Below are 24,731 nucleotides of genomic sequence, written 5' to 3'. Positions count from 1 at the left end.
GCACACCGTGCGGATCTGAAGATCTCCCAGACTTCGAGAAAGACTCACTGACTCATGGCGAACTACACCGCCGCCGACGTCAAGAAGCTCCGTGAGCTCACGGGCGCCGGCATGATGGACTGCAAGAAGGCGCTGGACGAGGCCGAGGGCAACGTCGACAAGGCCGTCGAGGCGCTGCGCATCAAGGGCCAGAAGGGCGTCGCCAAGCGCGAGGGCCGCTCCGCCGAGAACGGTGCCGTGGTCTCCATCATCGCCGACGACAACGCCTCCGGCGTCCTGGTCGAGCTGAAGTGCGAGACGGACTTCGTCGCCAAGGGTGACAAGTTCCAGGCCGTGGCCAAGACCATCGCCGAGCACGTCGCGAAGATCTCCCCGGCCGACATCGAGGCCCTGCTCGCCTCCGAGATCGAGCCCGGCAAGACCGTCCAGGCGTTCGTGGACGAGGCCAACGCCAACCTCGGTGAGAAGATCGTCCTGGACCGCTTCGCGCGGTTCTCCGACGGCTACGTCACCGCCTACATGCACCGCACCATGCCCGACCTGCCCCCGCAGATCGGTGTCCTGGTCGAGCTGGACAAGCCGAACGCCGACGTCGCCAAGGGCATCGCCCAGCACATCGCCGCGTTCGCGCCGAAGTACCTGGCCAAGGAAGACGTCCCGGCCGACGTCGTCGAGTCCGAGCGTCGCATCGCCGAGGAGACGACCCGCGCCGAGGGCAAGCCCGAGGCCGCGATCGCCAAGATCGTCGACGGTCGCGTCAACGGCTTCTTCAAGGACGCCACCCTGCTGGGCCAGCCGTACGCGCTGGACAACAAGAAGTCGGTCCAGAAGGTGCTGGACGAGGCCGGTGTCACCCTGAAGCGCTTCACGCGCATCAAGGTCGGCATCTGAGTCCGTACCGCGATCGACGCGCGACCCGCGGAGAAATCCCGATAGGGTCGACAGCAGTCGTCCGCGACCACCGCCACACCCGGGTGTGGGGCGGACGGCAGCAGATCTGACGAGGAGGCCATTGCCGCGTATGGGAGCGAATAGCGACCCCACCGGCAATGGCCTTCTTCGTATGTGCAACACGTGAAAGAGGCGGGATCTCCCATGACCGACAAGGCCCAGAAGAGCGACGACGGCAAAGTACGCGGCCGGTTTCTGCTGAAGCTGTCCGGAGAGGCGTTCTCCGGTGGCGGCGGCCTGGGTGTCGACCCGGACGTGGTGCACAAGATCGCTCGCGAGATCGCGGCCGTCGTACGGGACGGCGCGCAGGTCGCGGTCGTCATCGGCGGCGGCAACTTCTTCCGCGGCGCCGAACTCCAGCAGCGCGGCATGGACCGCGCCCGCTCCGACTACATGGGCATGCTCGGCACCGTGATGAACTGCCTCGCCCTCCAGGACTTCCTGGAGAAGGAGGGCATCGACAGCCGGGTGCAGACCGCCATCACCATGGGCCAGGTCGCCGAGCCGTACATCCCGCTGCGCGCCGTGCGCCACCTGGAGAAGGGCCGCGTGGTCATCTTCGGCGCCGGTATGGGCATGCCCTACTTCTCCACCGACACCACCGCCGCCCAGCGCGCCCTGGAGATCGACGCCGAGGCGCTGCTCATGGGCAAGAACGGGGTGGACGGAGTCTACGACTCCGACCCCAAGACCAACCCCGACGCCGTCAAGTTCGACGCCCTCGGCTACGGCGAGGTCATCACCCGGGACCTGAAGGTCGCCGACGCCACCGCGATCACGCTGTGCCGCGACAACAAGCTCCCGATCCTCGTCTTCGAGCTTCTCGCCGAGGGCAATATCGCCCGTGCCGTCAAGGGTGAGAAGATCGGCACGCTGGTGGGTGACCACGGCAGCCGGAACTGACCGGCACGCCCCCCGTCGCCCGGGTACGACACCTGTCCGAGGGACGGACGGGACGCGCCTCGGCCGGGGGATGGACAATGTCCTGCCGGTCGGGAACCGTGCAGGAAGAAGACGCGACGCAGCCGGCCGGCGAACCGCTGAGGAACCGCGGCCGGGCCTCACTCAAGACACGCAGGAGCAAGTGGTGATCGAAGAGACCCTCCTCGAAGCCGAGGAGAAGATGGAGAAGGCCGTCGTGGTCGCCAAGGAGGACTTCGCCGCGATCCGCACCGGCCGTGCGCACCCGGCGATGTTCAACAAGATCGTGGCCGACTACTACGGTGCCCTGACGCCGATCAACCAGCTGGCCTCGTTCTCCGTGCCGGAGCCGCGGATGGCGGTCGTCACGCCGTTCGACAAGAGCGCGCTGCGCAACATCGAGCAGGCGATCCGCGATTCCGACCTGGGCGTCAACCCCAGCAACGACGGCAACATCATCCGGGTGGTGTTCCCCGAGCTGACCGAGGAGCGCCGTCGCGACTACATCAAGGTCGCCAAGGGCAAGGCCGAGGACTCCAAGGTCTCCATCCGTTCCGTGCGCCGCAAGGCCAAGGACGCCATCGACAAGATGATCAAGGATGGCGAGATCGGTGAGGACGAGGGCCGCCGTGCGGAGAAGGAGCTGGACGACCTGACGGCGAAGTACGTCGCTCAGGTGGACGAGCTCCTCAAGCACAAGGAATCGGAACTGCTCGAAGTCTGATGAGCGACTCTTCCTGGGGGGCGCCGCCACCGGCGGGGCAGACCGGCTACTGGGGGCCCGCCGAGGGCGGGCCCGTCCAGGGCGGGGACGCCCCGGCGGGTCCCGCGTACGATGCGCCCGCGGCGCAGCACACGCGCCCCATGCCCATCGTGCCCGATGTACCCGCGTATGGCGGAGACCAGGACGACACCCGGGGGGCTGCTCGGCTGAGCGGCCCCTTGTTCCGGGACGAGCCCCAGCCGCAGCACGGGACACCGCCGCGGTACGGCGCGGAGCCCCCGTACGGGGAGCGGCCGCCGTACGAGCAGCCGCAGCAGCAGCCGTTCGAGCAGCGGCCGCAGTACGGGCAGCAGCCCTACGGGGCGCAGCCGCAGGCCCCGTACGGGACGCCCCAGCCGACCCCGGCTCCGACCCCGAGCCCGAGCCAGAATCCGGTACCCATGCCCGACGCCCCGCAGCCGGCGCCAGCGCCGGCGCCGCAGAAGAAGAGCGCGGGCCGCGACCTCAGCGCGGCCATAGGCGTCGGCGTGGGTCTCGGCGTGGTGATCATCGCGTCGCTGTTCATCGTCAAGGCCGTGTTCGTCGGGGTGGTCGCGGTCGCCGTCGTCGTCGGTCTGTGGGAGCTGACCAGCAGGCTCCAGGAGCGCAAGCAGATCAAGGCGCCGCTCGTGCCGCTCGCGGTCGGCGGTGCGGCGATGGTGGTGGCCGGCTATGTGCGCGGCGCCGAGGGCGCCTGGGTGGCCATGGCCCTCACCGCGCTCGCGGTGCTGGTCTGGCGGATGACGGAGCCACCGGAGGGCTACCTCAAGGACGTCACGGCCGGTGTCTTCGCGGCGTTCTACGTGCCCTTCCTGGCCACCTTCGTCGCCCTGATGCTCGCCGCGGACGACGGTCCCTGGCGGGTCCTGACCTTCCTGCTGCTCACCGTGGTCAGCGACACCGGCGCCTATGCGGTCGGCTGGCGCTTCGGCAAGCACAAGCTCGCCCCGCGGATCAGCCCCGGAAAAACCCGCGAGGGCCTGTTCGGCGCGGTGTCGTTCGCGATGGTCGTGGGCGCGCTGTGCATGCAGTTCCTGATCGACGGCGGCCACTGGTGGCAGGGGCTGCTGCTGGGTCTCGCGGTCGCGGCCAGCGCCACCCTGGGCGACCTCGGCGAGTCCATGATCAAGCGGGACCTCGGCATCAAGGACATGGGCACCCTGCTGCCGGGGCACGGCGGCATCATGGACCGTCTGGACTCCCTGCTGCCCACGGCGCCGGTGGTCTGGCTGCTGCTGGTGCTCTTCGTCGGCTCCACCTGACGAAACCCGCTGTCGCGTGCCGTCACGGCCGTACGGGCCCCCGTCCTGGTTCCCAGGGCCGGGGCCCGTCGTCGTACGGCCGTCCGCTCATCCGGCCCCGCGGGGCCTCGCCCCTGGCGCGCGGGCGCCCGTGTTTGGCCACACGATGGTGACAAAGAGCGGCCCCTGGTAGGGAGAGCGAGAGATGCCCGAAGTCACCACCCCGTACGCGACCGGCACCCCGTGCTGGGTCGACCTGATGGCGTCGGACCAGCAGGCCGCGCTGGACTTCTACCGCGACCTGCTGGGCTGGCAGGGCCAGCCGGGACCGGCCGAGTTCGGCGGCTACACGGTCTGCGAGCTGCACGGCAAGGCCGTGGCGGGCCTCGGTCCCAAGCCCCAGGACATGCCGGAGCCGCCGCCCACCGTCTGGACCAGCTACCTGGCGTCCACCGACGCCCAGGCCACCCAGGACGCGATCGTCTCGGCGGGCGGCACCCTGATCGTCCCGGTGATGGACGTCGGCGATCTCGGCCGCATGCTGATCGCCGCCGACCCGCAGGGCGCCGTCTTCGGCGTCTGGCAGCCCGGCGCGTTCTCCGGCGCCCAGGTGGTCAACGAGGCGGGCGCCCTGACCTGGAACGAGCTGCACACCAGCGACGTACCCGGCGCCACCGGCTTCTACGGCGAGGCGTTCGGCATCGAGATCGAGCCCATGGAGGGCGCGGACTCCTACTGGGTGCTGCTGGTCGGCGGCCGCCCGGTCGGCGGCGTCACCCAGCTGGCGAACGACCCGCCCGGCACCCCGGCCCACTGGCTGAGCTACTTCGCCGTCGACGACGTCGACTCCACCGTGGACGCCCTGGTCAGAAGCGGCGGCACGGTCCTCGCCCCGCCCTTCGACATGATGGCCGGCCGCATGACCGTGGTCGCCGACCCCCAGGGCGCCCCCTTCGCGATGATCAAGCCGAAACCGATGTAAGCCACCCGTCGGCCGGCCGGCTCCCGTACCGGCCGGACCCCCGGAGCCGAGCGGCCGGACCGCGATACGCGCCACAATCCAGCGGCCGCGGGTCACCCCAATGGATCTGCGACACTGGTACCACCATGCCCATTCCCGGAGAACTCACCTTTGTCGCGCCGCGCGGAGCCAAGAAGCCGCCGCGGCATCTCGCCGATCTCTCGCCCGCCGAGCGCAAGGAAGCGGTGGCCGGGATCGGTGAGAAGCCGTTCCGTGCCAAGCAGCTGTCGCAGCACTACTTCGCGCGGTACGCGCACGACCCGGAGCAGTGGACCGACATCCCGGCCGGCTCCCGGGAGAAGCTGCGCGAGGCGCTGTTCCCGGAGCTGATGACGGTCGTCCGGCATCTGGCGACCGACGAGGGCACCACCCGCAAGACGCTGTGGCGGCTGTTCGACGGCACCCTCGTGGAGTCGGTCCTGATGCGGTACCCGGACCGGGTCACCATGTGCATCAGCTCGCAGGCGGGCTGCGGGATGAACTGCCCGTTCTGCGCCACCGGCCAGGCGGGCCTGGACCGCAATCTGTCCACCGCGGAGATCGTCCACCAGATCGTGGACGGCATGCGGGCGCTGCGCGACGGCGAGGTGCCGGGCGGCCCGGCGCGGCTGTCGAACATCGTGTTCATGGGCATGGGCGAGCCGCTCGCCAACTACAAGCGGGTCGTCGGCGCCATCCGCGCGCTCACCGACCCGGCGCCGGACGGCCTCGGTCTCTCCCAGCGCGGCATCACCGTCTCCACCGTCGGCCTGGTCCCCGCCATCCACCGGTTCTCCGACGAGGGCTTCAAGTGCCGCCTGGCGATCTCGCTGCACGCCCCCGATGACGAGCTGCGCGACACCCTCGTCCCCGTGAACACGCGGTGGAAGGTGCGCGAGGTGCTGGACGCCGGATTCGAGTACGCCGAGAAGAGCGGGCGCCGGCTGTCGATCGAGTACGCGCTGATCCGCGACATCAACGACCAGGCATGGCGCGGCGACCGGCTCGGCCGGCTGCTGCGCGGCCGCCCCGTGCACGTCAATCTCATCCCGCTGAACCCGACTCCCGGCTCCAAGTGGACGGCCTCGCGGCCCGAGGACGAGAAGGCGTTCGTGGAGGCGATCGCCGCGCACGGTGTGCCGGTGACGATCCGGGACACCCGTGGGCAGGAGATCGACGGAGCCTGCGGTCAGCTCGCCGCCACCGAGCGGTAGTCTGGGCCCGTTCCATCACATCTTCATATTCCGACAGGGGAGCGCCACAGCGCTGAGAGTGCGGCACCAGGCCGCAGACCCTCTGAACCTCGCCCAGGTCATTCTGGGTAGGAAGTTCGGTCACTACTCAAGCTGTTGCGCCCTGTCCGGGTTCTCCGGGCAGGGCCGCGTTCTTCCTGGCCAACCCCAGGAGGACAACCAAGTGCACAACAAGACCTTCGTGGTCGCGGCGGTCGGCTTCGGCCTGGTCGCGCTGTCCGCGTGCGGTTCGACGCAGGGGCAGGACAAGGCGGACGGCAAGACCGTCACCCTCGTCAGCCACGACTCGTGGGCCGTCTCCAAGAGCGTGCTCGCGGACTTCGAGAAGCGCTCCGGGTACAAGGTCCGCGTCCTCAAGGACGGCGACGCCGGACAGGCCGTCAACAAGGCCATCCTGACCAAGGACAACCCCCAGGGCGACGTCCTCTTCGGTGTCGACAACACCCTGCTCTCCCGCGCCCTCGACAACGGGCTGTTCCAGCCGTACACCGCCAAGGGCCTGGACAAGGTCGGCGCCCGGTACCAGCTCGACGGCAAGCACCGCGTCACGCCCGTCGACTACGGCGACATCTGCGTCAACTACGACAAGGCGTACTTCAGCGCGCACCACCTGGCGCCGCCGCAGTCGTACGCCGACCTCACCAAGCCCGCGTACAAGAACCTCCTGGTCACCGAGAACGCGGCCACCGCCTCGCCGGGCCTCGGCTTCCTGCTGGGCAGCGCCGCGCGGTTCGGGGACCAGGGCTGGCAGGACTACTGGAAGAAGCTCAAGGCCAACGGCGTCAAGGTCGTCGACGGCTGGGAACAGGCGTACTACCAGGAGTTCTCCGGCTCCTCGGAGGGCAAGAAGGCCGGTGGCGACCGGCCGCTCGTCGTGTCGTACGCCTCCTCCCCGCCCGCCGAGGTGATCTACGCCAAGAAGCGCCCCGCCACCGCCCCGACCGGCGTGGCGACCGGCACCTGCTTCCGGCAGATCGAGTTCGCCGGGCTGCTGAGCAACGCGCAGAACCCCAAGGGCGCCAAGGCGTTCCTCGACTTCCTTATCTCCAGGGAGTTCCAGCAGGACATGCCGCTGAACATGTACGTCTACCCGGTGGTCGCGGGCGCCGAGGTGCCCGCCGACTTCACCAAGTACGGTCCTCCGGCGCGGCACCCCGAGACGATGGCCCCCGAGAAGATCGCCGCCAACCGTGATCAGTGGGTCAAGACGTGGACGTCACTCGTACTGAAGTGACCGCCCGCGCGCGGACGCGACGCGGGAGCGCGGCGCGGCTGGGGCTGATGGCCCTGCCCGTCGCGTTCTTCGCCGTGTTCTTCGCCTGGCCCGTCGCCGCGATCGTGGCGCGCGGCCTGAAGACCGGCGGCTCCTGGCAGTTCGGGCGGATCGCGGACGTGGTCGGCCAGCCGGACATCCGGCATGTGCTGTGGTTCACCACCTGGCAGGCGCTCGCCTCCACCGCGCTCACCCTGCTGCTCGCGCTGCCCGCCGCGTTCGTCTTCGCCCGCCTCGACTTCCCCGGCAAGCAGGCGCTGCGGGCCGTCGTCACCGTCCCGTTCGTCCTGCCGACCGTCGTCGCCGGCAGCGCCTTCCTCGCGCTCGTCGGCCACGGCGGACTGCTCGACCAGCTGTGGGGCGTCCGCCTGGACACCACCGTGTGGGCGATCCTGCTCGCGCACGTCTTCTTCAACTACGCGGTCGTCGTACGGACCGTGGGCGGCCTGTGGGCCCAGCTCGACCCGCGCCAGGAGGAGGCCGCGCGGATGCTCGGCGCCTCGCCGTTCGCCGCGTGGCGGAAGGTGACGCTGCCCGCCCTCGGGCCCGCCGTGGCCGCCGCCGCGCTGATGGTGTTCCTGTTCACCTTCACCTCCTTCGGCGTGGTCCAGATCCTCGGCGGCCCCACCTTCTCCACCCTCGAGGTGGAGATCTACCGGCAGACCTCCGAGCTCTTCGACCTGACCACGGCCGCCGTCCTCACCCTCGTCCAGTTCGCCGCCGTCGGCGCGGTCCTCGGCGTCCACGCCTGGACGGTACGGCGCCGGGAGAGCGCCCTGCGCCTGGTCGACCCCGGGCTCACCGCGCGCCGGCCGCGCGGCGCCGGGCAGTGGACCCTGCTCGCGGGCGTCCTCGCCACCGTGGCGCTGCTCCTGGTGCTGCCGCTCGCCGTCCTCGTCCGCCGCTCCCTCGACGCCCCCGGCTTCGGCTACTACCGGGCGCTTGCCCGCACCGACGGCGGTACGTTCCTGGTGGCGCCGGTGCACGCGGTGTGGACCTCGCTCCAGTACGCCGCCGCCGCCACCGCCATCGCCGTGCTGATCGGCGCCCTCGCCGCCGCCGCGCTGGCCCGCCGGGACGCGGGCCGCCTGGTGAGGGGCTTCGACGCGCTGCTGATGCTGCCGCTCGGCGTGTCCGCCGTGACCGTCGGCTTCGGCTTCCTGATCGCCCTCGACAAGCCGCCGCTGGACCTGCGCCAGTCCTGGATCCTGGTGCCGCTCGCCCAGGCCCTGGTCGGCGCGCCCTTCGTGGTCCGCACCATGCTGCCGGTGCTGCGCGCGGTCGACGCCCGGCTGCGGGAGGCGGCGGCCGTGCTCGGGGCCTCGCCCTGGCGGGTGTGGCGGGAGATCGATCTCCCGCTGGTACGGCGGGCGTTGCTGGTCGCGGCCGGGTTCGCGTTCGCCGTCTCGCTCGGCGAGTTCGGCGCGACCGTGTTCATCGCGCGGCCCGACAACCCGACCCTGCCGGTCGCCGTGGCCCGGCTGCTCAGCCGCCCCGGCGACCTCAACTACGGCCAGGCGATGGCCCTTTCGACCATTCTGATGGTGGTGTGCGCCGCCGCCCTGCTCCTCCTGGAGCGGCTGCGGACGGACCGGACAGGGGAGTTCTGATGCTGAGCCTTCAGGGCGCGACCGTGCGCTTCGGCGGGCGGGCCGTGCTGGACGCGGTGGACCTGGAGGTCGCCGAGCACGAGGTGGTGTGCGTGCTCGGACCCAGCGGCAGCGGCAAGTCCACGCTGTTGCGGGCCGTCGCCGGGCTCCAGACCCTCGACGCCGGGCGGGTGTCGCTCGCCGGACGGGACCAGGGCGGGGTGCCCGCGCATCAGCGCGGGGTCGGCCTGATGTTCCAGGACCACCAGCTCTTCCCGCAGCGCGACGTCGGCGCCAATGTGGCGTTCGGGCTGCGCATGCACGGCGTGGCGAAGGGCGAACGGGACGCCCGGGTCGGCGAGTTGCTGGATCTGGTCGGGCTGCCGGGCGCGGCCCGCCGGGCGGTGGTCGCGCTGTCCGGCGGCGAGCAGCAGCGCGTCGCCCTCGCCCGCGCGCTCGCCCCCCGGCCCCGGCTGCTGATGCTGGACGAACCCCTCGGCCAGCTCGACCGCTCCCTGCGCGAACGCCTGGTGGTCGAACTCCGGGAACTCTTCGGGCGGTTGGGTACGACCGTGCTCGCCGTCACCCATGACCAGGGCGAGGCGTTCGCGCTGGCCGACCGGGTGGTGGTGATGCGGGACGGCCGGATCGCCCAGTCCGGCACGCCACTGGACGTCTGGCAGCGCCCCGCCGACGCGTTCGTGGCCCGTTTCCTCGGCTTCGAGAACGTGGTCCCGGCGACGGTCACGGGCGCGGTCGCCGACAGCCCCTGGGGCAAACTGCCGGTCCCGCAGGACGCCCCGCAGGGCGCCAGGACCCTGCTCGTCCGGCCCGCCGGGGTCCGGCTCGTCCCCGCCGACACCGGGCTGACCTGCACGGTCGCCGCCCGCACCTTCAAGGGCACCCATGTCGCCGTCCACCTCCAGCCGCAGGACGGCCCCCGCCTCGAAGCGGCCTGCGCACTGCGGGACGCGCCGGAGAGCGGAGACACGGTGGGCGCGGAGTTCGACGCGGCCGAAATCGTCGTGCTCGACTGATCACGCGCGACCTAGGGTGGGCCCATGACCCGCCTCGCGCATGAGCGTTACTGTGACGAAATCGCCCTGCAAGTAGGGCAGTTGAGGAAGCTGATCACCTCCGGCGCGGATCTGTCGGCCACGGTGCCGACCTGTCCGGAGTGGTCGCTGGAACGGCTCGTCCGGCACCTGGGCGGCGCCCTGCGCTGGTCCGGCACGCTGGTGCGGGAGCGGGCCCAGGAGATGATCCCGTGGGACCGGATTCCGCTCGGCGGCGGCCCCGAGGAGCAGGGCGATCCGGCCGCGCTGGACGCGTGGCTCGCGGAGTGCGGCGAACTGGTCGTCGGCGCGCTGCGCGAGGCGGGCCCCGACCTCGGGGTGTGGAGCTGGACCGGCATGGCCACCAGCGGCTTCTGGGCGCGCCGGATGACCCATGAGATCACCGTCCACCGCGCGGACGCGGCGCTCACCGCGGGGGCGCCGTACGAGGTCGCGCCGGACATCGCCGCCGACGCGCTGGACGAGTGGCTGGAGCTGGTGGAGTGGGTGCAGCGCACCGGTGCCCGTGCGTGGGCCGCGGAGCTGCGCGGGCCCGCCCGCAGCATTCATCTGCACGCCACCGACGCCGCGCCGGCGCTGAACGCCGAGTGGCTGGTCGAGCTGGACGAGAGCGGCGTCAGCTGGCGGCGGGGCCACGAGAAGGCGACGGTCGCGTTGCGCGGGCCGCTCACGTCGGTGCTGCTGGCCTTCTACCGCCGGCTGCCGCTGGACACCCCGGGGCTCGAAGTCGTCGGCGAGCGACCGGTGCTGGAGTTCTGGCTGGAGAACTCCGACTTCGGCTGAGCGGTGGGGAGATACTCCTACCGGGCCCCGCCCCCCAGCCGGGCCAGTGCCTCCGGAGCCTCCTCGATCCGGTCCACCAGCGCGATCCGGGACTCCAGCTCCCGCCCCCGCGCCAGCGATCGGAGCAGCGGCCAGGCCGGCAGCTCCCGGGTCCAGTGGTCCCGGTCCACCAGCACCATCGGCCGCGGTGCGCCGTACGACTCGTAGTAGTTGGGCGTCGCGTTGTCGAAGATCTCCTGTACGGTCCCGGCGGCGCCCGGCAGGAACACCACGCCCGCGGTGGAGCGGGCCAGCAGGCCGTCCTCCCGGGTGGCGTTGGCGAAGTACTTGGCGATGTGGGCGGCGAAGGCGTTCGGCGGCTCATGGCCGTAGAACCAGGTCGGGATGCCGATCGAGGTGCCGCCGTCGGGCCAGCGGGCGCGCACCTCGAAGGCGGCCCGCGCCCACTCCGTGACGGAGGGCCGGAACGAGGGCGCCTTGGCGAGCGGCACCAGCGCCTCGTCCAGCATCGGGTCCGCGAACGGGGCGGCGTACGCGCCGAGGTTCGCCGCCTCCATCGCGCCGGGGCCGCCGCCGGTGGCGACCGTGAACCCGGCACGGGCGAGGGAGCGGCCGAGCCGTGCGGCACCGGCGTACTCGACGGTGCCCCGGGCCATCGCGTGACCGCCCATGACCCCGACCACCGGGCAGCCGTCGAGGACTTCGTCCAGCGCGTCGGAGACGGCGTCGTCATGGATCGCGCGCAGCATCGAGGCGAAGACGTCGCCGTCGTCCTTCGTCCGCCGGAACCAGCCGTGGGCCCGCGCGTCCGGCGTCGCCTCGTACCCCTCCTCCAGCGAGGCGTACAGCTCGTCCGGCGTGTACGGGCGGCCCCGGTACGGGTCGAACGGCACGCCCGGGACCGGCGGGAACACCAGGGCGCCGGACGCGCGCACCCGGGCGGCGGCCTCGGAGGCCATCGGGCAGCCCAGGAAGACGGCGTCGGTGGTGTCGACATGGAGCAGGGCGTCGGTACGGCCCGTCAGGTCCACGGCCTGGACGCGGAAGCGGGCGAGCGAGCCGTGCTCGGCGACGGCGCGGTCGAACTCGGCGAGCGACTCGATCTCCAGGTCGCGGGCGGTGCGCCGCGGCCGGGCGGGTGGGGTGGGCATCCGCCCATGCTAGGGACCGGGCCGCACCCGGCCGCGACGGGGGGTACGGCGATGTCACTCTCGAACTCCCCTACCCTCAGCGGCTCATCGGGCCACCGGCTCACCGGCTCACCGGGTCAGCGGAAAGGCGGCCACGGCCGCGATCGCCAGGGTGAGCGGTGCGAAGAAGGCCAGCAGGGCGAACGCGCGCAGGGCGGCGGCGCCGCGCAGCACCGTCGCGGGGGCGCCGAGCCGCAGCAGCGCGTCGGTGGTCCCGGCGCGGCCCTGGCGGGTCTCGACGGCCACGGTCAGCAGCGTGGCGAAGGCGCACCCGGCGACGACCAGCGCGCCGAGGGCGCTCAGCGGGCCGAAGGGGCGGCCGGGGGAGTCGTACAGGGTGGTCATGGCGTATCCGGCGGCGGTGACCGCGCACAGGATGCCGAGGGGGCGGCCGATCCTGGTGGCCTCCGCCATCAGGCCCCGGCCCGCGAGGAGGCGGAGGGCGCCGGGGCGGGCGCATTGCAGGAGACGGCCGCAGAGGTGGGTGAGGCCGGGGGCGGCGATGACCACGCCGACGGCGGTCAGCAGCCAGCCGAGGAGGAAGAGGCCGGCGCCGGTGGGGACGGCGGTGAAGGAGAAGGGGCGGGTGGGGGGTGTGCGGCCCGCGTACGCCTGGGCGGTCAGGCCCGCGGCGACGAGGGCGACCGCCCAGGGGAGGCCGGCGGGGGTGTCGCCGGGGCCCTTGTCCTCGTCGGCCTTGGCGGGGCGCGGTGGCGGCGCGAACCGGGGGTCGATCCGGCTCTCCGGGTCCGGCGGGGCGCCCGCGGCGGCGGGCGCGGCCCCGCTGCCCGCCGCGTCCGTCCCGGCCGCACGGCTCTCCGCGGCCGGACCCGCGGCCTGCCGGACGAACGGGAGGTACCTCCGCTGCGGCCGGGCCACCAGCCGCGGGTCCCTCGGCCGCAGGGCCAGCGCCACCGCGATCGTCGTCACCCCCGGCACCACCGCCAGCAGGGTCAGGGTCGCCGCGCGGGGGAGGTACTTGCCGGCGGCCAGGAAGGACGCGGCCGCGCCGTCGAACGGCAGTCCCGGCAGGTCGCCCCGCAGATGCAGGAACAGGGAGAGGGCGACGAGCGAGCCGAGCGTGCTGGACAGGGCCGTGACCAGGGCGGAGATGGCCATCAGCCGGGCCGGTCCGAGGCCGATGGCGGACAGGCCGGGGCGCGGGCGGGTGCCGGGGTCGGTGCGGGCCACGGCGAGGGCGAGGTACACCGTCGCGGCGACCGGCACCGCGCACCAGGCGAGCCGCAGCGCGCCCGAGCCCGCGGCCTCGGGGCGCTTCAGGGCGTAGCCGAGGCAGGACAGCAGCAGGAAGCCGGTGCCCGCCGAGGCCGCCGCCACCAGCAGGCGGCGCAGCTGGACGGCGGGCCGGGCCGCGCGGGTCAGACGGAGATCGAGCACGCGGCCCGGCCTTCCGCGTCCGGGACCTCCGGCAGGTGTACGGTCCGCACCGCCCTGCCGTCCAGCAGGTTCACCGTGCGGTCGGCGACGGCCGCGGTCTCCGGGTCGTGGGTGGCGAGGACCACGGTGATGCCGTGCGAGCGGGCGGCGCTGGTGAGGGTGCGCAGCACATGGCCGCGGTCGGCGCGGTGCAGCGGGGCCGTCGGCTCGTCGGCGAACAGCACGGTGGGCGCCGGGGCCAGCGCGCGGGCGATGGAGATCCGCTGGCGTTCGGACTGGCGCAGCCGGTGCGGGCGCTTGCGGGCCAGTTCCCCGATGTCCAGGCGCTCCAGCCACTCCAGCGCGGTGGCCTTGGCCCGGCGGCGGCTGGTGCCGCGCAGCATCAGCGGCAGTGCCGTGTTCTCCCAGGCGTTCAGCTCGGGCACCAGGCCCGGTTCGGGGCCGATCCAGCAGAAGCGGTCGCGGCGCAGCCGTTCGCGGTTCGCCGGGCCGAGGGTGTGCATCGGGGTGCTGTTGAACCAGACCTCGCCCTCGCGCACCGGCTCCAGGCCGGACAGACAGCGCAGCAGGGTCGTTTTGCCACTGCCCCGGGCACCGCTGACGGCGAGGATCTCGCCCTCGCGCACGGCGATCGAGACCCCGGTGAGTCCGGGGGAGCCGTCGGGGTGCGTGAAGTGCAGGGACCGTGCCCACAGCACGTCGTTGTCCGGCGGAGCCTCCATGGGCGTACACCTCGGTTCTGATCCGTTTTCCCGTGCCCGTTCCTCCATACGGGGGAACGAAGGCAGGGCCGATCGGTCACTGGCACGCTAGGCAGCCGCCGGACGGTGGCCGGACAGCACACGGCCCCGGGCCCCCGTTCTCACTCGAACGGGCGGCTCCGGGGCCGGTCGCGGTCACACTGTCAGCTGATTACAGCTTGGTCCACGCCTCCGTGAGGGTGGCCCGCAGGATCTGCTCGATCTCGTCGAACGTCTCCTGGTTGGAGATCAGCGGCGGGGCGAGCTGGATGACCGGGTCGCCGCGGTCGTCGGCACGGCAGTACAGGCCGTTCTCGAACAGCGCCTTGGAGAGGAAGCCGTACAGGACGCGCTCGGTCTCCTCGTCGCTGAAGGACTCCTTGGTGGCCTTGTCCTTCACCAGCTCGATGCCGTAGAAGAAGCCGTTGCCGCGGACGTCGCCGACGATCGGCAGGTCGTGCAGCTTCTGGAGCGTCTGGAGGAAGTTGCCCTCGTTGTCCAGCACGTGCTGGTTGAGGTTCTCGCGCTCGAACAGGTCGAGGTTGGCGAGGCCCACGGCCGCGGAGACCGGGTGGCCGCCGAAGGTGTAGCCGTGCAGGAAGGTGTTGTCACCCTTGTAGAACGGCTCGGCCAGGCGGTCGGAGATGATGCAGGCGCCGATCGGGGAGTAGCCCGAGGTCATGCCCTTGGCGCAGGTGATCATGTCCGGGACGTAGCCGAACTTGTCGCACGCGAACATCGTGCCGAGGCGGCCGAAAGCGCAGATGACCTCGTCGGAGACGAGCAGCACGTCGTACTTGTCGCAGATCTCGCGCACGCGCTGGAAGTAGCCGGGCGGCGGCGGGAAGCAGCCGCCGGCGTTCTGCACCGGCTCCAGGAAGACCGCGGCGACGGTGTCCGGGCCCTCGAACAGGATCTCCTGCTCGATCTGGTCGGCGGCCCAGCGGCCGTACGCCTCCGGGTCGTCACCGAAGATCGGCGCGCGGTAGATGTTGGTGTTGGGCACCTTGTGCGCGCCCGGCACCAGCGGCTCGAAGGGGGCCTTCAGGCCCGGCAGACCGGTGATGGACAGGGCGCCCTGCGGGGTGCCGTGGTAGGCGACCGCGCGGGAGATGACCTTGTACTTGGTGGGCTTGCCGGTCAGCTTGAAGTACTGCTTGGCCAGCTTCCAGGCGGTCTCGACGGCCTCGCCGCCACCGGTGGTGAAGAAGACCTTGTTCAGGTCGCCGGGGGCGTAGTCGGCGAGGCGCTCGGCGAGCTCCACGGCCTTCGGGTGGGCGTAGGACCACACCGGGAAGAAGGCCAGCTCCTGGGCCTGCTTGAACGCGGTCTCGGCGAGCTCCGTGCGGCCGTGCCCGGCCTGGACCACGAACAGGCCCGCGAGACCGTCGAGGTAGCGCTTGCCCTTGTCGTCGTAGACGTAGGTGCCCTCGCCCCGGACGATCGTCGGGACGGGAGAGTTCTCGTACGAGGACATGCGGGTGAAGTGCATCCACAGGTGGTCGTACGCGGTGCGGCTGAGGTCCTTCTGGGTCACGGTTATCGGGTTCCCCACATGTAGGTCTGCTTCTTCAGCTTCATGTACACGAAGCTTTCGGTGGAGCGCACGCCGGGCAGGGCCCGGATGCGTTTGTTGATGACGTCCAGCAGGTGGTCGTCGTCCTCGCAGACGATCTCGGCGAGGATGTCGAACGAGCCCGCGGTCATCACCACGTACTCGACTTCCGACATGTCAGTCAGCACGTCAGCGATCGACTCGACATCGCCCTCGACGTGGATGCCCACCATCGCCTGCCGGCGGAAGCCCACGGTGAGCGGGTCCGTGACGGCGACGATCTGCATCACGCCCTGGTCCAGCAGCTTCTGGACGCGCTGGCGCACGGCCGCCTCCGACAGGCCGACGGCCTTGCCGATCGCGGCGTACGGCCGACGGCCGTCCTCCTGGAGCTGCTGAATGATGGCGAGGGAGACGGCGTCCAACGTGGGACTGCCGTTCCTGGACTCGCGGGGCGAGTCCCTCTGGTCTGCGCTTCGACTGGCCACGCGCCCACTGTGCACGAGGTCTCGTCAGTTTCGCAAGCCCCGATCGATGAAATTCGTTGTTTGAGGGATCAAAGCTTGCGGATTTCGCAGAAGTGGCGGCACTGGGGGTGTTGAAAACGTGGGGGTGCCGACTAGGGTGGGGTGTCTCAGTCACCGGACAGCCGCGAGCGGCCGTCCGGGCTGGGCCGCTCGAACCCTCGAACCAGATCAGGAGGCCGGCAGTGAGCACCGAGCTGCGTCGTCTGCGCAACTACATCGACGGTGAGTTCCGGGACGCCGCCGACGGACGGACCACCGAGGTGGTCAACCCCGCGACCGGTGAGGCGTACGCGACCGCGCCGCTGTCCGGACCGGCGGACGTGGACGCCGCCATGGAGGCCGCCGCCCGCGCCTTCCCCGCCTGGCGGGACGCCACGCCGGCCGAGCGCCAGCGCGCCCTGCTGAAGATCGCGGACGCGTTCGAGGAGCGGGCCGAGGAGCTGATCGCGGCCGAGGTGGAGAACACGGGCAAGCCCACCGGGCTGACCCGCTCCGAGGAGATCCCGCCGATGGTCGACCAGATCCGCTTCTTCGCCGGTGCGGCGCGGATGCTGGAGGGCCGGTCGGCCGGTGAGTACATGGAGGGGCTGACCTCCATCATCCGCCGCGAGCCGATCGGTGTCTGCGCCCAGGTCGCGCCGTGGAACTACCCGATGATGATGGCCGTATGGAAGTTCGCCCCGGCGCTCGCCGCGGGCAACACGGTCGTCCTCAAGCCCTCGGACACCACCCCCGCCTCCTCCGTGCTGATCGCGGAGATCATCGGCTCGGTGCTGCCCAAGGGCGTCTTCAACGTCATCTGCGGCGACCGTGACACCGGCCGTCTGATGGTCGAGCACGAGACCCCGGCGATGGCCTCCATCACCGGCTCCGTGCGCGCCGGCATGTCGGTCGCCGAGTCGGCGTCCAAGGACCTCAAGCGGGTCCACCTGGAGCTGGGCGGCAAGGCGCCGGTCGTCGTCTTCGAGGACACCGACATCCCCAAGGCCGTCGAGGACATCTCGGTGGCGGGCTTCTTCAACGCCGGCCAGGACTGTACGGCCGCCTGCCGCGTCCTCGTCCACGAGTCGATCCACGACGAGTTCGTGGCCGCGCTGGCCAAGGCCGCCGAGGAGACGAAGACCGGGCAGCCGGACGACGAGGACGTGCTCTACGGCCCGCTGAACAACCCCAACCAGCTCAAGCAGGTCGAGGGCTTCATCGAGCGGCTGCCCGCGCACGCGCGGGTGGAGGCCGGCGGCAAGCGGGTCGGCGACAAGGGCTACTTCTTCGCCCCGACCGTGGTCTCCGGCGTCAAGCAGGACGACGAGATCATCCAGAAGGAGGTCTTCGGCCCGGTCATCACCGTCCAGTCCTTCACGGACGAGGACCAGGCCGTCGAGTTCGCCAACGGCGTGGAGTACGCCCTGGCCTCCTCGGTGTGGACCAAGGACCACGCCCGCGCGATGCGCATGTCCAAGAAGATGGACTTCGGCTGCGTGTGGATCAACACCCACATCCCGCTGGTCGCGGAGATGCCGCACGGCGGCTTCAAGAAGTCCGGCTACGGCAAGGACCTCTCGGCGTACGGCTTCGAGGACTACACCCGGATCAAGCACGTGATGACGTCGCTGGGCTAGCCCTCCCGGAACCTCACCGGCGGCCCCCGCGCAGGAGCACCTTCCTGCGCGGGGGCCGCCTTTTCGGTGAACCCCGCTGATCGACAAGGTGTCGGACAGGGGCCTCCCCGCTCGACGCAGCGTCGATTGTGTGTCCGGACGGGGGAGCGGCATCCTTCCGGGGTGCCCCAGACTTCTTCGCGTACGACCGTGTCCCGCCGTTCCCTGCTGCGCGCGCTCGGCGGCACCGCCGCGCTCGGCGCGCTGGCCGGCTGCGGAGTGCCCGCCGCCTACGTCCGGCCAGGCGATCGCTCGGTGAGTGACGAGTCCGCCGCCGATCACCGGCTGACCTGGGCGAACTGGCCGCTGTACATCGACACCGACGACAAGAACCCGAATCGCCGGCCCACCCTGGACGCGTTCGAGAAGCGCACCGGGATACGGGTGGAGTACGTCGAGGAGATCAACGACAACGACGAGTTCTTCGGCAAGATCAGCCCCGCGCTGATGAACCACCAGTCCACCGGCCGCGATCTGATCGTCATCAGCGACTGGATGTGCGCCCGGTTCGTACGGCTGGGCTGGGTGCAGGAGATGGACCGCGTGCACCAGCCGAACGTGGCGAAGTACCTCGACCCGCTGCTGCGCACGCCCGCCTTCGACAAGGGCCGCAGGTTCACCGTGCCGTGGCAGTCCGGCATCACCGGCATCGCCTACAACCGCAAGAAGCTCGGCCGGGAGATCCGCGCGGTCAAGGACCTGTGGGCGCCCGACCTCAAGGGCCGGGTGACCCTCCTGTCCGGCCTGGACGAGTCCTTCGCGCTGCTGATGCAGGGCAACGGCGTGGACGTCACCCGGTGGACCGCGCACGACTTCCACACCATGTGCGACGAGGTGGAACGGCAGGTCCGCCGGGGCCAGATCCGCCGCTTCACCGGCAACGACTACACCAAGGACCTGGTCAGCGGCGACGTCCTGGCCTGCCAGGCGTACTCGGGCGACGTCATCCAGCTCCAGGCGGACAACCCCGACATCCGCTTCGTCGTCCCCGAGGAGGGCGCCGAGCTGTGGTCGGACTCCCTGATGATCCCCGACCGGGCCGGGCACCAGGCCAACGCCGAGCGGCTGATCGACTACTACTACGAGCCCGAGGTCGCCGCGAAGCTGGCCGCCTGGGTCAACTACGTCTGCCCGGTCCCCGCCGCCAAGGACGTCCTGGCGGACGCCTCCGACAAGGACACCGCGGCCCTCGCCGACAACCCCCTGATCTTCCCCGACTCCACGATGCGCTCCCGCCTCGCCATCGCCCGCGACATCACCTCCGCCCAACGCGTGGAATTCGCCCGCCGCTGGAACCAGATCGTGGGTCTGTGAGCCGGGAGACGGAAAGGAGCCGCGCCACTGCCTCCGAACTCGTGCCGACACGGACCGAGTACGCGATCACGCGTCGGTCGGCGGTGATCGGTGGTCAGCAGGCTCTGGCATCCTGCACGGCGTCCACATCGCCGTGGCCGCCAACGCCCTGTCGACTCGGCTGACGGCCCTGGTTCCGGCCCTGTTCCCGCGCCCCGGTGAGTGATCCGCGCGCTGGTGTCTCACTTCAGGCCGCTGAGCATCACGCCCCGGATGTAGTGCTTCTGGAGCAGCAGGAAGAGGACGAGGACCGGGAGGATGCTCAGGACCAGGCCGGCCATGACGACCGGCATGGTGCGGGTGGGGTCGATGTAGTCCTGGAGGAGCTGGATGCCGACCGGGAGGGTCATCACGTCCGGGTCGGCGGTGGAGATCAGCAGGGCCCAGATGTACTCGTTCCAGGAGTCCACGAAGGTCAGCAGGGCGAGGGTGACGAGGACCGGTTTGGTCTGGGGGAGGACGATGCGCCACCAGAGGGTGAACTCGCCCGCGCCGTCGAGGCGGGCGGCCTCCAGGATCTCGTCCGGCACCGAGACCATGAACTGGCGCATCAGGAAGATCCCGAACCCGTTGACGAGGAACGGCATCACGAGCGCCACGATGCTCACGGTCAGCCCCGCGCCGCCCCGCCCGAGCAGGTCGTTGCCGCCCGCCAGCGGCCAGTGCACCAGGATCAGGAAGTGCGGGACGAAGAAGAGGAACGGCGGGAACATCATCGTGGCCAGCACCAGCCGGAAGACGAAGTCCCGCCCCGGGAAGCGGAGTTTGGCGAGCGCGTACCCGGCGAGCGACGAGGTGAGCAGCACCGAGCCGGTGATCAGCGCCGTCGCCGTGACGCTGTTGCGGAACAGCACCGGCAGATCCAACTGGTCAAGGGCCGCACGGTAGTTGCCGAATCCGAACCCTTCGGGCAGGAAGCGGTACGGCAGCTTCCCCGACTCTCCGGGCCCCTTGAAGGACGTCATCACCATGTCGAGGAACGGCACCACCATGAGCACGGCACCGGAGACGACCAGGAGGTACGACACCCACGGCACCCCGTGCCGACGACGGCTCACGTGTCCTCCCCCCTGCGCCGGAACACCCACAGCTGCGCCAGCGTGATCACCAGCACCACCACGAACAGCACGAAGGCCGCCGCGCTCGCCGTACCCCAGTCGCCGTACGAGAACGCCTGCCGGTACATCTCCAGCGCCGCCACCGCCGTGGCGTCCCCGGGGCCGCCCTTGGTCATCACCGTGATCAGCGCGAACGACTGCAGCCCGGTGAGGAACTGGGTGACGCACACGAACAGCAGCGACGGCCGCAGCAACGGCAGCGTGATCTTCCGGAAGACCGTGGCGGCACCGGCGCCGTCCAGCTCCGCGGCCTCGTAGTACGAGCGCGGGATCGACTTCAGCCCCGCCGTCAGGACGAGGATCGCCGACCCCGCCGAGGCCCACGCCTGGACGACCACCACCGCGGGCAGCGCCGTGTGCGGGTCCTGGAGAAAGGCGACCGAGCCGAGCCCGAGGGCGTTCAGGACGCCGTTGACGAGGCCGCCCGGCTCGTACATGTACTTCCACACATTGCCGACGGCGACCACGGTCGTCACCATCGGCAGGAAGTACAGCGTCCGCCACAGCCCCTGGAACCGCAGCCGGTCGATGCAGGTGGCGACGAGTACCGCGCCCGCGAGCGCGACGGCCACCGTCCCCAGCGCGAACAGCAGGGTGTTGGTGAGGACCGGGGTCAGGAACGTCGAGCCCCGCGCGAACAGCCCCGTGAAGTTGTCCAGGCCGACCGGCCGGATGTCCCCGAGATCGAACCCGGCCCAGCGCGACATCGACAACAGCAGCGCGAAGCCGAGCGGCAGGGCGAGGAAGACCGCGAAGAACAGCAGGGTCGGCGCCAGGAAGAGATAGGCGACCACCGTCTGCCGGCGGCGGGCCCGGGCGGCGAGGCCGGGCCCCGGCCGCCGGGCCCGGGACGCGGGCCGGTCCGCCCGCTCCGGGACGAGCGTGTTCACCACAGGCGCGACACCTCCTGATCGACCTGCCGGCGCGTGGTGCGCAGCGCCTGTTCGACCGACCGCTGTCCGGTCCACAGCGCCTCGATGTTGGCGCGCAACAGCGTCTTGGCCTGCTGCGCGCCCGGCACGTTCGGCTCCGGCACCGCGTACGCCAGCGCGTCCAGGAACGGCCGCAGATTCGGGTCACCGCCGCTGCCGAGCAGCGCCCGCATGTCGCCCGCCCGGCCGGTGAGCGAGCCCACCGACACCTGGAGGGCGCTCATCCGGGTCACGCCCCGCGCGCCGGTCCGCTCCGCGTTGAGCCAGCGCAGGAACTCCCACGCCTCGCGCGGGAACCGGCTGGCCGTGTTGACCCCGAGCAGGAATCCGGTGGCGAGCGTGGCGGGCTTCCCGCCCGCGCGGGGGACCGGCACGGGCGCGACGCCGACGTCCCGGTAGTCCGCGCCCATCAGCGGCTTCAGGCTGCCGGTCCACCAGCCCGCGCTGATCACCATGGCCACCCGCCCGGCGGGGAACGCCTGGTAGACGTTGACACCGGGAGCGCTCGCCCCGCGGCGCACCAGACGGTGCTCCAGCTCGAACACCGCTCGCCCGGCCGGGGAGTCGATCGCGGTGCCCCGGCCGTCCGCGCGCACGAACGTGCCCCCGGCCGCGTTCAGCAGCGCGAGGGTCTGGCCGACGGTGGTGGAGTCGTCGTACGAGGAGAGGCCGAATCCCTGCACCAGCGTGTTGCCGTACCGGTCCCGGCGTGTGGTGCGCTCGGCCGCCTCGGTCAGCTCCGGCCAGGTGCGCGGTGGCCGGCGGACACCGGCCGCGCGCAGCAGCCGCGCGTTGTAGTAGAGGGCGTACGTCTGCGCCTCGGTGGGGTAGCCGTAGACGCGGCCCCCGGCCGACGCGGCGCCGACCGCGGCCGGGCTGTAGCCGCGCCGGATCTCCGCCGCGTGCCCGGGCGGGGTGGGCCGCAGCACCCCGGCGCGGACGAGCTGGCCGGTCCACAGGCAGTACGGCTGGATGATGTCGGCGCCCTGCCCCGCCGCCTGCCGGACCATGAACGTGGTCAGCAGATCGGTGAACTCCACCGCTTTCGTACGGACCTTGACCCGGTCGTGGGTGGCGTTCCACTCGTCCACCGGTTCCTGGAGCGCCGCCTTCAGCGCCCCGCTGGAGTAGTGCGAGAGCAGGGTGAGGACGATCGGGTCCCCGGGCCGGCCGGTGCCCTGGCGCGGTGCGGCGCAGCCCGCGGTGAGCAGGGCGGAGGGCAGCGCGAGCGCGAAGTGCCGCCGGTCCGGGCCGCGTCGGCGCGGTGTCACCGGGCGGCCTCCCGGCGCAGGACCCGGAACACCCGGGTCGTGGTGAACCCGGCGGCGCGGTAGAGGTGGCCCGCGGGCGATCGCGCGCCGGTCCACAGGAACCACGCCCCGTGCGCGCCGCGCGCCCGCATCCGGGCCAGGACCAGATGGAGCAGGACCTTGCCGAGCCCGGTGCCGCGCGCCTCCTCCAGCACCCCGAACGGCCCGAACCGTTCGAGGGCCGACTCGTACGCCCCGTGCATCGCCCACCCCGCGAGGCGTCCCCCGGGCTCCCGGGCGACGACGATCCGGTCCGGTGGCGCCCCGCCCGCCAGGCATTCCCGGATCGCGCGCGCCCAGTCCGGGGTGAAGCGGTTCCCGGCGAGCGCGATCAGCTCCACCAGGTCGTCGTCGGCCGGGGTGCCGAACCGGTAGCCCTGGGCGGTGAGTTCGTCCCGGCGCCGGGCGACGGCGTCCGGCATCCGGTGGCCGACCAGCGAGCGGTCCATCGCGGCGGCCTCGTACCGCGTCCGGAACCCGAGCGAGTCCAGGAGCCGCGCCGCCTCCGGGTAGGCCGCGGCGTCCAGGCCGGGGAGGATGTAGTGCGGGGTGTAGGAGGAGAAGTCCACGGTGGTACGGCCGTGCTCGCGCAGCCAGTCGAGGGCGTCCGTCAGCAGCAGGCGGCCGAGCCCCTGGCCCCGGGCGGCCGGGTCGACGAAGAAGAACGGGATCCAGCCCAGCTCGGACTCCAGATCGGTGCCGTGCGCCGGGGTCAGCCGGCGCACCGCGTAGGCGGCGCCGAGGACGCGGCCGCCGGCCACGGCGACCCGGAGCCCCTCGGGGTCGAAGTTGCCGTCGAGCAGCACGAGGGTGCGGAAGCGGTCCGGGGTGATCGGATCGGCCGGCGCGCTGTGGCACCAGGCGGCCACGAGCGGCGGCCCGTCACCCGCCCGGAACCCCCGGGTCTCCCTCTCACCGAACGGAGTCGATGCCATCGGCGGGCCCGTCCTTCCCGGCGGCGCGGCTCAGGAGCACATCCGGAATGTACAGGCATATGGGGGAGTGGTGCGTGATTGACGGCCCGTCCGGACTCCGTCGACCGCGTGTACGGATTCTCTTCCGGGCCGTGTTTTGAACGCGTTCAATTCAAGCGTACGCTCTGCCCATGAGCGACAGAGCCGCCCTCCTGAAGGGCATTCGCCGCTGGCTGGTCTTCTTCGTGGTGTGTCTGGTGCTGAGCGGGGTCACGGCCTTTCCGCTGGTGCATGAACTGCGCTGGACGGAGAGCGTGTTGCGGGCGCTGGGGGCGCCGGATCTGCTGCCCGGGCTGACGGGCTGGATCGCCCGGGTACGGGACGGACTCGACGCCGTCGACGCGAAGTACCCCTTCGTCCTCTACGGCACCGACTGGCTGGCGTTCGCCCACCTCGTCATCGCGGTCGCCTTCTACGGCCCCTTCCGCGACCCGGTGCGCAACATCTGGGTGATCGAGTTCGGCATGCTCGCCTGCGCCGGCATCGTCCCGCTCGCCCTCGTCTGCGGTCCGGTCCGGGGCATCCCGTTCTGGTGGAGCCTGATCGACATGTCCTTCGGCGTCCTCGGGGTGATCCCGCTGTACGTCGTACGCGCGAAGATCAAGCGTCTTGAGTCGCTGCCGGGGCCGCGGGTGGCCGGAAGCACGCCATGACGTCCTTGCCGCGGGGGCAGCGGTGGATCTCCCAGTCGTGGGCGAGGGCGTCGACGAGGAGCAGGCCGCGCCCGCCCAGCGCGTCGGCGCCGGGCTGCCGCTGCCGGGGCAGGGTGGAATCGGAGTCGTGCACGGTCACATGGAGGCACCCGTTGTCCCAGGTGAGGATCAGCTGCGCCGTGCTGCGGGCATGGACGTGAGCGTTGGTCACGAGTTCGGACACGGTCAGTACGATCGAATCCACCAGGTCCGGGGCGGTCCGGGTCCAGCCGAGCGTCTCCAGATGCGCCCGTGTCCAGTCCCTGGCCGCCTTCGCCCCGCTGTTCAGGGGCAGGGTGCGGGCCCAGCCCACAGCCTTCAACGAAGAGCGGTCTTCCATTTTTCTCCTCCTGGGGCGGTCGGCCATGTTCTCTCCGTCTGCCCGCGTTCGGCGCCTACGCCACCAGGCGCGTGGCACGGACATCGCGGCGGGC

The 24,731-nt window shown here is 71.4% G+C and carries 23 protein-coding genes and 1 riboswitch; of the genes, 13 read left to right on the top strand and 10 right to left on the bottom strand.

Annotation, left to right across the window (positions count from 1 at the left end; all coding sequences use genetic code 11):
• The first annotated feature begins 54 nt into the window (after positions 1–54).
• The 10 genes from tsf to GHR20_RS10510 all read left to right on the top strand — a co-directional run bounded on the left by tsf (position 55) and on the right by GHR20_RS10510 (position 10,850).
• Entirely contained in the window at positions 55–891 is an 837-nt protein-coding gene (gene tsf / locus GHR20_RS10555; RefSeq protein WP_153813032.1) for a translation elongation factor Ts, read from the top strand.
• A gap of 204 nt (positions 892–1,095) precedes the next feature.
• Positions 1,096–1,854, top strand: a complete 759-nt coding sequence (pyrH, locus tag GHR20_RS10550; RefSeq protein ID WP_046421052.1) for a UMP kinase — start codon at positions 1,096–1,098, stop codon at positions 1,852–1,854.
• Positions 1,855–2,038: 184 nt separating this feature from the next.
• Entirely contained in the window at positions 2,039–2,596 is a 558-nt protein-coding gene (gene frr, locus GHR20_RS10545; protein ID WP_046421122.1) for a ribosome recycling factor, read from the top strand.
• Complete coding sequence (locus tag GHR20_RS10540) at positions 2,596–3,897, top strand: phosphatidate cytidylyltransferase (protein ID WP_153813031.1); 1,302 nt, start codon at positions 2,596–2,598, stop codon at positions 3,895–3,897. The genes frr and GHR20_RS10540 overlap by 1 nt, the downstream gene beginning before the upstream one ends.
• A 184-nt stretch (positions 3,898–4,081) precedes the next feature.
• Entirely contained in the window at positions 4,082–4,858 is a 777-nt protein-coding gene (locus GHR20_RS10535) for a VOC family protein (RefSeq protein WP_148025239.1), read from the top strand.
• Positions 4,859–4,983: 125 nt separating this feature from the next.
• Entirely contained in the window at positions 4,984–6,090 is a 1,107-nt protein-coding gene (gene rlmN, locus GHR20_RS10530; protein ID WP_148025238.1) for a 23S rRNA (adenine(2503)-C(2))-methyltransferase RlmN, read from the top strand.
• A 25-nt stretch (positions 6,091–6,115) separates the two neighbouring features.
• Positions 6,116–6,222, top strand: a riboswitch (TPP riboswitch).
• Between the two features lie 70 nt (positions 6,223–6,292).
• Positions 6,293–7,363, top strand: coding sequence for a thiamine ABC transporter substrate-binding protein (locus GHR20_RS10525; protein ID WP_153813030.1), 1,071 nt, complete (start codon positions 6,293–6,295; stop codon positions 7,361–7,363).
• 47 nt (positions 7,364–7,410) lie between these two features.
• Entirely contained in the window at positions 7,411–9,012 is a 1,602-nt protein-coding gene (locus GHR20_RS10520) for an iron ABC transporter permease (RefSeq protein WP_153815925.1), read from the top strand.
• Positions 9,012–10,028, top strand: coding sequence for an ABC transporter ATP-binding protein (locus GHR20_RS10515; RefSeq protein ID WP_194858858.1), 1,017 nt, complete (start codon positions 9,012–9,014; stop codon positions 10,026–10,028). Before GHR20_RS10520 ends, GHR20_RS10515 begins: the two co-directional genes overlap by 1 nt.
• A gap of 24 nt (positions 10,029–10,052) precedes the next feature.
• On the top strand, positions 10,053–10,850 hold the full coding sequence (locus GHR20_RS10510; RefSeq protein ID WP_153813029.1) for a maleylpyruvate isomerase family mycothiol-dependent enzyme: 798 nt from the start codon (positions 10,053–10,055) through the stop codon (positions 10,848–10,850).
• A 17-nt stretch (positions 10,851–10,867) separates the two neighbouring features.
• On the opposite strand, the gene GHR20_RS10505 is transcribed toward GHR20_RS10510, so the two are convergent.
• The 5 genes from GHR20_RS10505 to GHR20_RS10485 form a co-directional block, all read right to left on the bottom strand.
• Positions 10,868–12,001: an LOG family protein gene (locus tag GHR20_RS10505; RefSeq protein ID WP_153813028.1), complete on the bottom strand. Its 1,134-nt coding sequence runs from the start codon at positions 11,999–12,001 to the stop codon at positions 10,868–10,870.
• A 108-nt stretch (positions 12,002–12,109) separates the two neighbouring features.
• Positions 12,110–13,438: a hypothetical protein gene (locus tag GHR20_RS10500; RefSeq protein ID WP_153813027.1), complete on the bottom strand. Its 1,329-nt coding sequence runs from the start codon at positions 13,436–13,438 to the stop codon at positions 12,110–12,112.
• Positions 13,420–14,160 carry an ATP-binding cassette domain-containing protein gene (locus GHR20_RS10495; RefSeq protein ID WP_111585602.1) on the bottom strand — a complete coding sequence of 247 codons (741 nt, stop codon included), beginning with the start codon at positions 14,158–14,160 and terminating at the stop codon, positions 13,420–13,422. Before GHR20_RS10495 ends, GHR20_RS10500 begins: the two co-directional genes overlap by 19 nt.
• 190 nt (positions 14,161–14,350) lie before the next feature.
• Positions 14,351–15,733 (bottom strand): aspartate aminotransferase family protein, encoded by a 1,383-nt coding sequence (locus GHR20_RS10490; protein ID WP_241670747.1) that lies wholly within the window; start codon positions 15,731–15,733, stop codon positions 14,351–14,353.
• A complete protein-coding gene (locus GHR20_RS10485) occupies positions 15,718–16,236 on the bottom strand; it encodes an Lrp/AsnC family transcriptional regulator (protein WP_111585604.1) in 519 nt (172 codons plus the stop codon). Before GHR20_RS10485 ends, GHR20_RS10490 begins: the two co-directional genes overlap by 16 nt.
• A gap of 206 nt (positions 16,237–16,442) precedes the next feature.
• Between GHR20_RS10485 and GHR20_RS10480 the strand changes: the two genes are divergently transcribed.
• Positions 16,443–17,879 carry a gamma-aminobutyraldehyde dehydrogenase gene (locus tag GHR20_RS10480; RefSeq protein ID WP_111585605.1) on the top strand — a complete coding sequence of 479 codons (1,437 nt, stop codon included), beginning with the start codon at positions 16,443–16,445 and terminating at the stop codon, positions 17,877–17,879.
• Between the two features lie 162 nt (positions 17,880–18,041).
• Positions 18,042–19,232: an extracellular solute-binding protein gene (locus GHR20_RS10475; protein WP_153813026.1), complete on the top strand. Its 1,191-nt coding sequence runs from the start codon at positions 18,042–18,044 to the stop codon at positions 19,230–19,232.
• Between the two features lie 221 nt (positions 19,233–19,453).
• On the opposite strand, the gene GHR20_RS10470 is transcribed toward GHR20_RS10475, so the two are convergent.
• From GHR20_RS10470 to GHR20_RS10455, 4 genes are read right to left on the bottom strand one after another with little or no spacing between them, the layout of a single operon-like run.
• On the bottom strand, positions 19,454–20,329 hold the full coding sequence (locus GHR20_RS10470) for a carbohydrate ABC transporter permease (protein ID WP_148025232.1): 876 nt from the start codon (positions 20,327–20,329) through the stop codon (positions 19,454–19,456).
• Positions 20,326–21,279: a sugar ABC transporter permease gene (locus GHR20_RS10465; RefSeq protein ID WP_243877996.1), complete on the bottom strand. Its 954-nt coding sequence runs from the start codon at positions 21,277–21,279 to the stop codon at positions 20,326–20,328. Before GHR20_RS10465 ends, GHR20_RS10470 begins: the two co-directional genes overlap by 4 nt.
• Positions 21,276–22,592, bottom strand: coding sequence for an extracellular solute-binding protein (locus GHR20_RS10460; RefSeq protein WP_153813024.1), 1,317 nt, complete (start codon positions 22,590–22,592; stop codon positions 21,276–21,278). Before GHR20_RS10460 ends, GHR20_RS10465 begins: the two co-directional genes overlap by 4 nt.
• Positions 22,589–23,566, bottom strand: coding sequence for a GNAT family N-acetyltransferase (locus GHR20_RS10455; RefSeq protein WP_153813023.1), 978 nt, complete (start codon positions 23,564–23,566; stop codon positions 22,589–22,591). The genes GHR20_RS10460 and GHR20_RS10455 overlap by 4 nt, the downstream gene beginning before the upstream one ends.
• A 170-nt stretch (positions 23,567–23,736) precedes the next feature.
• On the opposite strand from GHR20_RS10455, the gene GHR20_RS10450 reads away from it, so the two are divergent.
• Entirely contained in the window at positions 23,737–24,258 is a 522-nt protein-coding gene (locus tag GHR20_RS10450) for a hypothetical protein (RefSeq protein ID WP_111585611.1), read from the top strand.
• Here GHR20_RS10450 and GHR20_RS10445 read toward each other — a convergent pair.
• Positions 24,206–24,637 carry an ATP-binding protein gene (locus tag GHR20_RS10445; protein ID WP_111585612.1) on the bottom strand — a complete coding sequence of 144 codons (432 nt, stop codon included), beginning with the start codon at positions 24,635–24,637 and terminating at the stop codon, positions 24,206–24,208. The two genes, GHR20_RS10450 and GHR20_RS10445, sit on opposite strands and share 53 nt — an antisense overlap.
• Positions 24,638–24,731: the final 94 nt, after the last annotated feature.

Origin of the sequence: Streptomyces sp. SUK 48, assembly GCF_009650765.1 — a bacterium.
Classification (GTDB): domain Bacteria; phylum Actinomycetota; class Actinomycetes; order Streptomycetales; family Streptomycetaceae; genus Streptomyces.
Note: the sequence above shows the minus strand (reverse complement) of the source record. Positions and strands in the feature narration are given on the sequence as shown.